Origin of the sequence: Pseudomonas izuensis (assembly GCF_002356535.2) — a bacterium.
In the GTDB taxonomy this organism is placed as follows: Bacteria; Pseudomonadota; Gammaproteobacteria; order Pseudomonadales; family Pseudomonadaceae; genus Aquipseudomonas; species Aquipseudomonas izuensis.
Map to the genome: position 1 here is coordinate 441,267 of NZ_AP017423.2, position 12,129 is coordinate 453,395.

The 12,129-nt window shown below is 60.7% G+C and carries 9 protein-coding genes and 1 pseudogene; 1 reads left to right on the forward strand and 9 read right to left on the reverse strand.

Features of this window, described 5'->3' with window-relative positions; genetic code table 11:
- Positions 1–5 precede the first annotated feature (5 nt).
- The 3 genes from LAB08_RS02000 to LAB08_RS02010 are packed head-to-tail and all read right to left on the reverse strand — an operon-like array spanning position 6 to position 1,772.
- Positions 6–281 (reverse strand): phosphopantetheine-binding protein, encoded by a 276-nt coding sequence (locus LAB08_RS02000; protein ID WP_077045064.1) that lies wholly within the window; start codon positions 279–281, stop codon positions 6–8.
- Complete coding sequence (locus tag LAB08_RS02005) at positions 259–1,071, reverse strand: lysophospholipid acyltransferase family protein (protein ID WP_096513768.1); 813 nt, start codon at positions 1,069–1,071, stop codon at positions 259–261. Before LAB08_RS02005 ends, LAB08_RS02000 begins: the two co-directional genes overlap by 23 nt.
- Positions 1,047–1,772 (reverse strand): beta-ketoacyl synthase chain length factor, encoded by a 726-nt coding sequence (locus tag LAB08_RS02010; RefSeq protein ID WP_096513767.1) that lies wholly within the window; start codon positions 1,770–1,772, stop codon positions 1,047–1,049. Before LAB08_RS02010 ends, LAB08_RS02005 begins: the two co-directional genes overlap by 25 nt.
- Positions 1,773–2,126: 354 nt before the next feature.
- Between LAB08_RS02010 and LAB08_RS02015 the strand changes: the two genes are divergently transcribed.
- Entirely contained in the window at positions 2,127–2,897 is a 771-nt protein-coding gene (locus LAB08_RS02015; protein ID WP_096513766.1) for a ParA family protein, read from the forward strand.
- 134 nt (positions 2,898–3,031) lie between these two features.
- Here LAB08_RS02015 and trxC read toward each other — a convergent pair whose 3' ends face one another.
- The 6 genes and pseudogenes from trxC to LAB08_RS30690 all read right to left on the reverse strand — a co-directional run.
- Positions 3,032–3,466: a thioredoxin TrxC gene (gene trxC / locus LAB08_RS02020; protein ID WP_096513765.1), complete on the reverse strand. Its 435-nt coding sequence runs from the start codon at positions 3,464–3,466 to the stop codon at positions 3,032–3,034.
- A 73-nt stretch (positions 3,467–3,539) separates the two neighbouring features.
- The gene (selO, locus tag LAB08_RS02025; protein ID WP_096513764.1) at positions 3,540–5,003 is read right to left on the reverse strand and encodes a protein adenylyltransferase SelO; all 1,464 of its coding nucleotides are present in this window, start codon (positions 5,001–5,003) and stop codon (positions 3,540–3,542) included.
- A gap of 48 nt (positions 5,004–5,051) precedes the next feature.
- Positions 5,052–8,405, reverse strand: a complete 3,354-nt coding sequence (gene mscK / locus LAB08_RS02030; RefSeq protein ID WP_096513763.1) for a mechanosensitive channel MscK — start codon at positions 8,403–8,405, stop codon at positions 5,052–5,054.
- 35 nt (positions 8,406–8,440) lie between these two features.
- Entirely contained in the window at positions 8,441–10,183 is a 1,743-nt protein-coding gene (locus LAB08_RS02035) for a potassium/proton antiporter (RefSeq protein WP_096513762.1), read from the reverse strand.
- A gap of 246 nt (positions 10,184–10,429) precedes the next feature.
- On the reverse strand, positions 10,430–11,302 hold the full coding sequence (locus LAB08_RS30685) for a methyl-accepting chemotaxis protein (protein ID WP_436799352.1): 873 nt from the start codon (positions 11,300–11,302) through the stop codon (positions 10,430–10,432).
- Positions 11,285–12,121 (reverse strand): annotated as a pseudogene (locus LAB08_RS30690) (MCP four helix bundle domain-containing protein); the annotation flags it as partial. The gene LAB08_RS30685 and the pseudogene LAB08_RS30690, both read right to left, overlap by 18 nt.
- Positions 12,122–12,129 lie beyond the last annotated feature (8 nt).

Sequence of the window (12,129 nt, forward strand, 5' to 3'; positions counted from 1 at the left end):
CGGTCTCAAGCTGCCTGTTTTGCAGTGACGAACGCCGCAAGGCTCGCCACGTTGCTGAAGTGATTACGAGTGTCCTTGGCGTCGGCGTCGATTTTGATGCCGTACTTTTTCTGAATGGCCAGGCCGAGTTCCAGCGCGTCGACCGAGTCCAGGCCCAGGCCTTCGCCGAACAGCGTCTGTTGGTCGCCGATGTCTTCGGCGCTGATGTCTTCGAGGCCGAGGGCTTCGATGATCAACTCTTTGATGTCCCGGTTCAGGCTATCGGTGTTCAGATCGCTCATCTTCGGCGAGCTCCTTGATGAAGTAAGAATGCAAATGATCGTTGAGCTTGCGCGAGGCCTGAGGCGCCGGGCCCAGCACGGCGAACGCCTGTGGGTCTATATCGGCGCCGACACGGAAACTGAAGTGCACGCGGCGTTTGGGGATCCGATACCAGGGCTCGGCCTTGGTCAATGTCGTCGGGCTGACCTTGATGACCACCGGGGTGAGGATTTTCGCACCCCGCACGGCAATTGCCGCACCCCCCCGATGAAAGGCGGGCGCCTGGCCCGGATGGGTGCGGGTGCCTTCGGGAAAGATGATCAGGGTCTGGCCGCTTTTCAGCGCATCGGCGGCGGCATCGAGCATGTCCATGCTGCCATCGTTGCTGATGTATTCGGTACGGCGCAGGGGCGCGCGGGTGAACGGGTTTTCCCAGAGGCTTTGCTTGACCACGCAGTTGGCGTGGCGCACCAGGCCGATCAGAAACACCACATCGATCAGCGACGGGTGATTGGCGACGATCATCTGGCCGGGCCGTCCAAGTTTTTCCGCGCCCTGGATGTCGTAGGTCAGCACACCGGCGCGTGCCATGAACCGGACAAAAAACCAGAAGCAGCGACTGACGGTTTGCCGCGCGCGCAGCCGATGGGTCTGGGCATCGCCCGGCAGGCAACCCAACAAAGGGAAAACCACCAGGCGCAGGCACAGCCCGCCCAGCCCGAACAGGGCGAAGCTCGCGGCGGTGGCCAGCAGGCGCCAGTAATAGGCGTCGCGGTTCTTTTCTGTCACGGGTTGCGTTGCCAGGTCCATACACGATTTTTCCAGGCATGTTGGCAGGTGGTTTGCTGGCCAAGCAACACACGCAACAGATTCAGCGCGTGCGGCCAGCGGGATTTGGACAACGCATCCGCGGGGCTGTTCAGCGACAGCTGCCAGTCATTGCCGGGTGTGATCAGCAGGCCGACGGCATAAGGAAAAGGTACATCGTCGATCCAGGTTGAGTAAGCCTCGGGCGGCTGGTCCTCGGTCACCACCAGCAATACCGCGGGCGCACCTTCATCGAGCAGGGACGCCGCTTCCAGCATGCCGTGTTCCAGACCGTCACCGGCAGCGGCGAGCGCCGTCATTTCGCTGGTTTCACCGCGCATGATCGACCACAGGCCGATGATGGCGTTATGCACCGACAGGCTGAACTGTGTCGGCGACAGCGGCTGATCGGCGGCCAGATCGCTGAGAATGTCGAAGGTGCGTGGCGTTTCACCGTGACGGGAAACAAACACCAGCGGCAAGTCCTGACGACCTTCGGCCAGAGGCCAGCCGACACTGAACGCCATTCGCGCCAGGCGACTGAGGCGTCGGCGTTGCATGGCGGGCAGGAACGACACGTCGGGAGCGGCATCGCTGACCGGCAGCACGACCGGTCGTCGGCTCCAGGCCTGCCAATCGTCCACGCTTTCGAGCCCCGGGGCCCATGCGCGCCACTGGGCGATGTTGAAGTTGATCACAGACATTCATCCCGCCCCTGCGGGCTTCTTGACGCGGTGAGTGGTAGAAAACCACGACTCACTCTACGTGGCGCCTGGCGCCGAGTGGTGCGCATTATCCCGGTGCCGCGAACGTGTAGCAAATGCTGGTTACATTTTGCACAGCGCGATGGGCCGGTTAGTTCGTGAAAACTGCGCGTTTGAAAATTATTCACAATGCTAGCGCCCCGTCTGTCGGCTCTGGTGGCTGTTCACACCCGCGTTTGCCGCTTTTCTTGTGGGAGATTGCCGATGACCGAGTAGTCCCTGTGTCAGGGAGGTAGCTAAGCCATGCCGTGGACCACTACACTCGGTCATTCATTGATACACGGAGGTTTTGACATGCGGCGTGTGGTGTTCAATCAGAAAGGTGGTGTGGGCAAGTCCAGTATTGCCTGCAATCTGGCGGCGGTCAGCGCCACTGAGGGTTATCGCACCCTGTTGGTGGATCTCGATGCCCAGGCCAACTCCACTCAGTACCTGACGGGACTCACCGGCAATGACATTCCGATGGGTATTGCCGATTTCTTCAAGCAGACCTTGTCTTCCGGGCCATTTGCGAAGAAGAGCAAGGTCGATATTTATGAAACCCCGTTCGACAACCTCCATGTCATCACCGCCACGGCCGAACTGGCGGACTTGCAGCCCAAGCTTGAAGCCAAGCACAAGATCAACAAACTGCGTAAGTTGTTGGAAGAGCTTGACGCAGATTACGACCGGATCTACCTCGATACGCCGCCAGCACTGAATTTTTATGCGGTTTCGGCGCTGATCGCTGCCGATCGCGTGCTGATTCCTTTTGATTGCGACAGTTTCTCGCGCCAGGCGCTTTATGGCCTGTTGGCGGAAATCGACGAATTGAAGGACGACCACAACGAAGGGCTGGAAGTCGAAGGCATCGTAGTCAACCAGTTCCAGGCCCGCGCCAGCCTGCCCCAGCAAATGCTCGACGAATTGATTGCCGAAGGCTTGCCGGTGCTACCGGTGTACCTGGGCAGCTCGGTACGCATGCGCGAATCCCACCAGGCCAACACGCCGCTGATCCACCTCGACCCGCGGCACAAGCTGACGCAACAGTTCGTCGAGCTGCATATCCTGCTGGAAAACGCCTGATTCCTGCTACTGGCACGATCCATCAATGTGGGAGCGAGCCTGCTCGCGAAAGCGGTAGACCGATCAACAGAAATGTTGAATATGAGGCCCTCATCGCGAGCAGGCTCGCTCCCACATTTTGATCGACGCGGCCGTCAGATCCCCTGGCTACGCAACCAACTCATCAACTGCGGCAAAGGAAAAGCCCCGCTCTGGCGCGCGACTTCCCGACCGTTCTTGAACAGAATCAGGCTCGGTATCGAGCGAATCCCCAACTGCGCCGACAGCTGCTGATTAGCCTCGCTGTCCAGCTTGGCCAGCCGGCACTTGCCCGCCAACTGCACGGCCGCCTGCTCGAACACCGGAGCAAACGACTTGCACGGCCCACACCAGTCCGCCCACACGTCCACCAGCAGCGGCAGATCGCCCTTGATCTGGCTGGCGTAATCGCCTTGCTTCAGTTCAAAGGGTTTATTCAGCAGGACTTCGGACTTGCAGCGACCGCATTTGGGATGATCGTTCAGGCGCTCGGCAGGGATGCGGTTGAGGCCGTTGCAGTGGGGGCAGGGGATGAGGAGTGGGTCGGTCATGACGGAGGGTCCAGTAAAAGGCGGGTAGCCCTTATCTGGAGCCACCCGCTCAAATTTTCAATTGCGCTGCACCTCACGACGAACAACTGATCTCCAGATGCTTGCCCCACTCCGGCGGCCGTTCGGCGTAGCTTTCCATCCCCGGCTGTTCCTCGAAAGGCTTGCCCAGTACCGCGTGCAGCCGGCGGACCTCCGAGTAATCGCCTTTTTCCGCCGCATCGATAGCCTTCTGCGCAAGATAGTTGCGCAAGATATACAGCGGGTTCACGGCATGCATCCGTTGGCGACGCTGTTCCTGATCCAGTTCGCCTTCACGGGCAATCCGGGCTACGTAAAGTTCGCCCCAGGCATCGAAGCCCTTGATGTCGACGAAGTCATCGCGCAGACGGCGGACAGCCGCTTCGGGTGATTCTTCACCCAGACGGCGGAAGAACAGGCTGTAGTCGACGCCGCTGTTCTGCATCAGTTGCAGCAGTTGCTCCAATAGTTTCTGGTCGTCGTCTTCAGCGGTGGTGAGACCCAGGCGGCGGCGCATCAGGTCCAGGTAATGGGCCTGGAACAGCGGCAGGTACAGGCCGAGGGTTTCGCGCAGGGCCTCGACACTGATGAACGGCGTCAGGGCCTGGGCCAGGGCGCTGAGGTTCCATTGGCCGATCGGCACCTGGTTGCTGAAGGAGTAGCGGCCCTGATCGTCGGAGTGGTTACAGATGAAATTGGCGTCGAAATCGTCGAGGAAGGCGAACGGGCCGAAGTCGAAAGTAATACCGAGGATCGACATGTTGTCGGTATTCATCACCCCGTGGCAGAAACCATAGGCCTGCCACTTGGCGATCAGCTCGGCATTGCGCTCGACGATCTCGCGGAACATTGCCAGGTAGGGTTCCGGCTGTTCAAGGCACTCTGGAAAATGCATGGCGAGGACGTGGTCGCCGAGTTCTTTCTGCTGTTCTGGACGTTTGGTGTAGTAGAAGTATTCGAAATGGCCGAAGCGCACATGGCTCGGTGCCAGGCGCAGGACCATGGCCGCGCGCTCTTGTTTCTCGCGCCAGACCGGCGTGTCGGAGCCGATCACGCACAGCGCCCGGGTGGTCGGGATGTTCAACGCCTGCAGGGCTTCGGAGGCGAGGAATTCGCGGATCGAGGAGCGCAGCACCGCCCGTCCGTCACCCATGCGTGAAAAGGGTGTCTGCCCGGCGCCCTTGAGGTGCAGGTCCCAATGCTCGCCGGCCTCGTTGTACACCTCGCCCAGCAACAGGCCGCGACCGTCGCCCAGTTGCGGGTTATAGAAACCGAACTGATGACCGGAATAGACCATTGCCCTCGGGATCGCGTCGGCCCAGAGCTTGTGGCCGCTGAACAGCTCGGCGAACTCCGGGGTTTCGGCCACGGCCGGGTCGAGATCCAGCAGCGCCATGGCGGCGGGGCTGGCCACGACCAGGCGCGGATTGTCGATCGGCTCGGGCAGCACATGGGCGGAAAACGCATCGCCCAGGCGGTCGAAGCGATTATCGAAGGTCAGTTCGTCGAGGGCTTTCAAAGGCCGTCTCCAGCAGAATGTCCGAGCATTCTGCTGGGGAATGCCCGGTTAGTCGAGTTTGGCGGCAGGCGGTGCCAGCGGCGGTTGCTTGTCATCGTTGAGTGGCACGATGGTTTTGGCTTCCGGCTCGATCGGCACCATCTTGTATTCCTGGCCATGAAGGTTCTTGAGGTAAACCTCCATCTGCCGGAACGAGATGTTGATGTGCTGCTTCTTGAACTCGCGGTTGATGAAGCGGTTGACCTCATCGAGTACGGGGTTACGGTCACCGAGGTCACGCACGTGCATGCGCAGCTCGTGGTCGAGGGTGCTTTCGCCGAAGTTCAGGAAATACACGTGAGGTTCCGGGTCTTTCAGGACGCGCGGGTTATCACGGGCGGCCTTGAGCAGCAGTTCCTTCACCAGGTCCAGGTCGGAGCCGTAATCGACCCCGAGCTTGAGCGTCACGCGGGTGATGGTGTCGGTCAGGGACCAGTTGATCAGTTGTCCGGTAATGAACGTCTTGTTCGGGACAATGATGTCCTTGCGGTCGAAGTCGGTGATGGTCGTGGCACGGATACGGATCTTGCTGACCGTGCCCGACAGGTTGCCGATGGTGATGGTGTCGCCGATCCGCACCGGGCGTTCGAACAGGATCATGATGCCTGAGATGAAGTTGGCGAAAATCTCCTGCATGCCGAAACCCAGGCCTACCGATAGCGCCGCCACCAACCACTGCAACTTGTCCCAGCTGACGCCGAGGGTCGAGAGCGTCGAGACAAAACCGACCCCGGCGATCACGTAGGACAGCAGCGTGGTGGTGGCGTAGGCACTGCCCTGGGCCAGGTTCAGCTTCGACAGCACAAAGACTTCGAGCAGCCCCGGCAGGTTGCGCGCCAGGGCAAAGGTGATGCCGATGATGATCAGCGCACCCAGCATGTCGCCGATGCTGATCGGCACCATGCTCATGTTGGCACCGGTGCCACTGGTGTATTCGTAGAGGGTGATGTTGTCCAGGTACGAGAACACCGTGATCAGGTCGGCCCAGACCCAGTACAGCGCTGCCATGAAGCCGCCCAGCAGGGCCAGGCGGATCAGGCGCAGGGACTGTTCGTTGACCTTTTCGATATCCAGGGTCGGTTCTTCGATCACCGCTTCGCCGTCGCCGGCTTCCTTCGCGGCCTGGCGCTTGGCCAACGCGCGTTGGTAAGCCAGGCGTCGTGCCGCCACGCTGAGGCCGCGCACGAAGGTGGCTTCGATCACCAGCCAGAACATCAGCAGGTACAGGGTGTTGATCAACCGGTCGCTGAGTTTCAGCGCGGTGTAGTAGTAGCCAAAGCACACGGCGACGAACAGGGCCACCGGCAGGGCGGTGAACATGATGGCCACGGACTTGCGGAACAGCGAGGCGTGTTCGTGGGTCGGGCTGCTGATCAGCAGGCGGCTGAGCAGCCAGGTCATCAAGGCGTAGCAGGTGAGGACCACCGGCATACCCATCACGTCGTCAGCCAGGGCCGCCGGTTGCAGCTCGGCAACCGCCACCACCGCCACCAGCGCCATCACCACCATGCCGAGCCGGCGGACCCAACCGCGCAGGAATTCGACCTGAGGTTTTTCCCAGCGGAAATGCAGCTCTGCCACGCCGCCCGGTGCCAGGACCCGATAGGCGGTGTAGAACACCAGCCACGCCTGGGCCATTTGCAGCAAGGCCGAGCCCATGTAGGCGTTCTGCCCTCGGGCGTCGATTTGCAGGGCCAGGCCGCATAACGCCAGGCCCAGCGACACCGGCATCGCCAGCAGAATGTTGATCAAGATCGCCTGCGGGGTGTGCAACTGGCTGTCGCGCTTGAAGTGGCCGATGTCCTGGTGAACCTTGTTCAGTCGTGCATACAGGTTCTTGCGACGCCACAGCAGGGCACCGATCAGCAGCGCCAGCGGCAGGAACAGCAGCGGTCGCTGGGTCAGGCCATCGATCAGTTCGCTCAGGCTGGAGGCCAGGGGAAGCGCATCGATCTGACGTTTCAGGCGATCCGGTGTGCCGCGTATCCATTCCAGATCCAGCGGCTTGTTGCTGGGAATCCAGAACATTTGTTCGTCGAGCGTTGCCCGCAGGCTTTGCGCGGTACTGAGCAGTTGCTTCTGGTTCAGTTGCAGGGTGATGGACTCGTTGAGTACGGCACTCAGTTCGCGGTTCAACCGCTCCAGCAGATCCGCCCGGGTGGTGGCCAGTTCCAGCAGGCTTTTGCGCAGTTGCGGGGTGACTTGCTCGGGCGGTTGAGCCGACAGCAGGTTGTCGACGTAGGTGGCGGGGTTGCTGAGCAGCTCCCGTTGCTGGCTGACTTCGAACTGGTACAGGCGGATGTCGGCGATCTGGTCGGCCAGGTCTCGGTCGACCCTGAGGCGCGGCAAGGCCTGTTTCTGTTTGTAGAGAATCTTCGAGAGCAGCAGGCTGCCCTTGAGCACATTGATCTGCTCGTCCAGGGCCGCATCACTCTGGGTCACGCTGTCCAGTTGTTGCTTGGTCTGCAGGTTCTGCTGGGTGACCTCGTTGAGGCGGTCAGTGCTTTTGAGCAGATAGTCAGAGAGTTTCAGGTTGGCCGCGCTTTCAGTGGCCAGCAGGCTGCTGCCACCGGCTTTTTGCGCTTCGATGGACTGCTGCGTCACCGTCTCCTGGGATTGAGCCAGGCGTTTCTGGTTGATCAGGTTTTGCATTTCCTGGATTTCACGGTCCAGGCGATCGGACTTTTCCGTTAACAAGTCATGCTGACTGTTGCCCAGGTCTTGCAACTGGGTGTTGCCGGCCAGTTCCTGGCGACGTAGCGGGATCAGGGCGTTGAGGGCCGACAGTTCGGCGTTGAGCTGGTCGCGCTGCTCGGCGCTCAAGGTCTTGCCGCTGTCCTTGCCGGCCTTGAGGATATTGTTGATCTGCTGGATGCGCGTCTGGCTGGTGGAGATTTCCGCCTGGGCGCGCTCCGGGCGGGTCTGGGCGGTAATGATCAGGCTATTGGCGTCGGCCAGGGCCTTTTGCAGATCGCTTTGCTGGGTCGAGCGCTCGGTGAGCATTTGCTCAAGCTGCTGGATCGACTCTTTGGTGAAGCGTTGCGCGACCGGCACCTCGCTGCTGGCCTTGAGACGCGTCAGCTCGCGCTGGTTCTCGACGGTTTGCTTGGGGGCCGTGGCCAGGCGCTGCTTGAGGTCGCTGAGCTTTTGCTCGTAATCACGCCGGTTGTTGAGCTGTGTCAGCGTGGCTTGCAGGACCGACTGCAGGGCCTTTTGATCCGCCTCCGGCAGTTTGCGGTCGGCGATCTTGTCCAGGCTCGCCTGCACGGTTTCGCGGGTGGGTGGTTCGGCGGCTTGCAGCGTGCCGACGGAGAGACTCAGGCCCAACAGGACCAGGACGAAAAAAGTGCGCAGGCTTGACATAAAGACCGATTAAAAAACAGGACGAAGATTGGAGTTTAGAGGAACAAGCCGGGACCCGGGCGACTTCCTTCGGGGAATCTGACGCCCACTTTGCCGATCTTGTTCCCCTCCATGACCGCGACGGTCCAGATGGTGTTGTTCCATTCCACCTGGTCGCCGACCACCGGTGCGCCGCCCACTTTCTGGGCAATGAAGTGGCCCAGGGACATGTCCGGATCGATGCCTTCGACCTTCAACCCGTACAGGGCAGCAACCGCCGCCAGCTGGGCGTCTCCTTCGAGCACGAAGTCGCCGAAGAAGCGCAAATCGAGGCCCCGTTGTGGCGCTTGGCTGAACAGCTTTCCGAGGGCGGGAAGGTTGTGTTCGTGGCCGATTACGCAGAGCAAATCGTCGACTTCGAGCACCGTACTACCCGACGGATGGAGCAGTTGTTCACCCCGAAACAGGGCTGCGATGCGGGTGCCTTCGGGCATTTTCAGTTCACGAAGGTGCGAGCCGATGCACCATTTTTCGGCGCCGAGACGATAAACGAACAGCTCCCATTCGCTGGTGACATGGACTTCCAGCGCGGAGCGCGAAATCGGCGCGGGCTCCGGTGGTACCGTCACCTTCAGCAGTTTGGCGATCCACGGCAGGCTCGTGCCCTGAACCAGCAGCGACACCAGCACAATAAAGAAGGCGAGGTTGAAGTAGAGCTGGGCGTTGGGCAGGCCCGCCATCAGCGGGAACACCGCCAGAATGATCGGCACTGCGCCGCGCAAGCCGACCCAGGAAATGAACGCCTTTTCGCGCCCATGGAAGGCCTTGAACGGTAGCAGACCGACCACTACCGACAGTGGCCGGGCGAACAGGATCATCCACAGCGCCAGGCCCAATGCCGGCAATGCAATGGGCAGCAAGTCGTGGGGGGTGACCAGCAGCCCCAGCACCAGGAACATGCCGATCTGCGCCAGCCAGGCCATGCCGTCGAGCATGTGCAGAATGCCATGGCGACTGCGCACCGGCCGATTGCCGATCACCAGGCCGCACAGGTACACCGCCAGGAAACCGCTGCCATGCAGGGCGTTGGTCAGGGCAAACACCACCAGGCCGCCGGCGATGACCAGAATCGGATAAAGGCCGGTGGCCAGGTTGATACGGTTGACCAATTGCAGCATGAGCCAGCCACCGCCCAGACCGATGATTGCACCGATACCGAACTCGCGCAGCAGGTGGGTCAGCAGGCTCCAGTGCAGGCCGGTCTGGCCGCTGGCGAGCATGTCGATCAGGGTCACGGTGAGGAACACCGCCATCGGGTCGTTGCTGCCGGATTCGATCTCAAGGCTGGCGGTCACCCGCTCGTTCAGGCCTTTGCCACCCAGCAATGAGAACACCGCCGCGGCGTCGGTGGAGCCGACAATAGCGCCGATCAGCAGGCCTTGAATCAGGTTCAGATTGAACAGCCAGGCAGCGGCCATGCCGGTCAGCCCGGTGGTGATCAACACGCCGACCGTTGCCAGTGACAAGGCTGGCCATAACGCCACGCGGAAACTCGACACCCGGGTGCGTAAACCGCCATCCAGCAGGATCACCGCCAGTGCCAGGTTGCCGACCAGATAAGCCGTGGGGTAGTTATCGAAAATGATGCCGCCGCCATCGACCCCGGCGGCCATACCCACGGCCAGGATGATGACCAGAATCGGAATGCCGAGGCGCGAAGAAAGTGAACTCACCAGAATGCTCGCACCTACCAGCAACGCGCCGATCAAGAACAGGCTGTTGATGGTCGTCGCATTCAAAGGCAGTACTCCAGAAAGCTGAAAGGCGGGCACAAACTGACCATGCAGTCTGCGTGCCAGCGATTCTAACCTGTTGAAATGTGATGCTGTCAAAAAGGTTTTGCAGATCAATAAAACCCAATCTGCAAATACAGCCGACCCCTTGTAGGAGCTGGCTTGCCAGCGAAGAGGCCCTCAAATATTGCGATGTTCTTGAGGTCGCCTTCGCTGGCAAGCCAGCTCCTACGGGATGGTGACTACCCTTTATTACAGGCTGAATCGCCCGACCATATTGTTCAGATCCAGTGCCAATCGCGACAGCTCGCTACTGGCCGCGCTGGTCTGGTTGGCACCGGTGGCCGACTGCACCGACAGATCGCGAATGTTCACCAGATTGCGGTCCACTTCGCGGGCCACTTGCGCCTGTTCTTCGGCGGCGCTGGCGATCACCAGGTTGCGCTCGTTGATTTCCACGATAGCGCTGTTGATGGTGTCGAGCGACATCCCGGCGCCGCGGGCGATGTTCAGGGTCGACTCGGCGCGCTCGGTGCTGTTGCGCATCGAATCCACCGCGTGCTCGGTGCCGCTCTGGATGCTGCCGATCATGCGTTCGATTTCGCTGGTCGACTGTTGGGTGCGGTGCGCCAGGGCCCGCACTTCATCCGCCACTACCGCAAAGCCGCGACCGGCCTCACCGGCGCGCGCCGCTTCGATGGCCGCGTTGAGGGCCAGCAGGTTGGTCTGGTCGGCCAGGCCGCGAATCACGTCCAGTACCTTGCCGATATCGCGCGATTCATTGGCCAGATCGCTGATCAGCGTGGCCGTGCTCTGCACGTCAGCACTCATGCGTTCGATGGCGCTGACGGTTTCCTGCACCAGGTCACGACCATCACCGGCAGAGGTGGTGGCGTTCTTCGAGGCTTCGGACGTGCTGACGGCATTGCGCGCGACCTCCTCCACGGCGCTGGTCATTTCGTTGACCGCTGTAGCGGCCTGTTCGATTTCGTTGTTCTGTTGAGTCAGACCGCGGGCGCTTTCGTCGGTCACGCTGTTGAGTTCTTCGGCGGCAGAAGCCAATTGAGTGGCCGAACCGGAAATCCGTTGCAGGGTGTCGCGCAGCTTGTCCTGCATCCTGGACATCGCTTGCAGCAGGCGGCCGGCCTCGTCCTCGCCATCGACGGTGATTGGGCGCGTCAGGTTGCCTTCGGCGATTTGCTCGGCGGCATTCAAGGCGTTGGCGATCGGTTTGGTGATGCTGTTGGTCAGCAACCAGGCGAGCAGAAGGGTCAGGCCGGTGGCGATCACCAGCAGGGTGATCACCAGAGAGAATGCCGAAGCGTACTGATCGGCGGCTTGCTGGTTGGTGTCGAGGGTCTGCCGGGTGTTGATCTCCAGCAGCGTGTTCAGCACCGTGTTGATCGCTTCGGAGTTGTTCAGCAAATCGGTGTTGAGCAGGCTGCGCAGTTCGTCGACCTGATTATTGCGAGACAGGGTCTTCATCCGGTCTTCGATCTGGCGGTATTGTCCCAGCAGCTGCACGTACTGATCGTAGGCCGCACGTTCCTGCGGGCTGGCGATCAGTTTTTCGTAAGTGGCCTGGGCCGTGCGAATCTGCTGATTACGCAGTTCGAACAGTTCCATGGTTTTTTGCTGAACATCCGGTTCACGGTTCACCAGCAAACGATAAGAGAGCACACGCAAACGCAGGGTCAGCTGGGTGAAGTCGTCGAGGCTCTTGATGCTCGGCACACTGTTGTTGGTGATGTCTTCGGCGGCGCCACGGATCTTGCTCATCTGGTTCAAGGCAAACACTCCCAGAACCATCATCAAGCCACCGATCAGTGCGAAGCTGAGGAACGCTCGAGGGGCGATATTCATATTACGAAGGGACATGGTATTTACCGAATGGAACGCACCTGAGCGGTGCCGGAGCTGACGTATGAACGACTTATCGGTCATGCGACTGA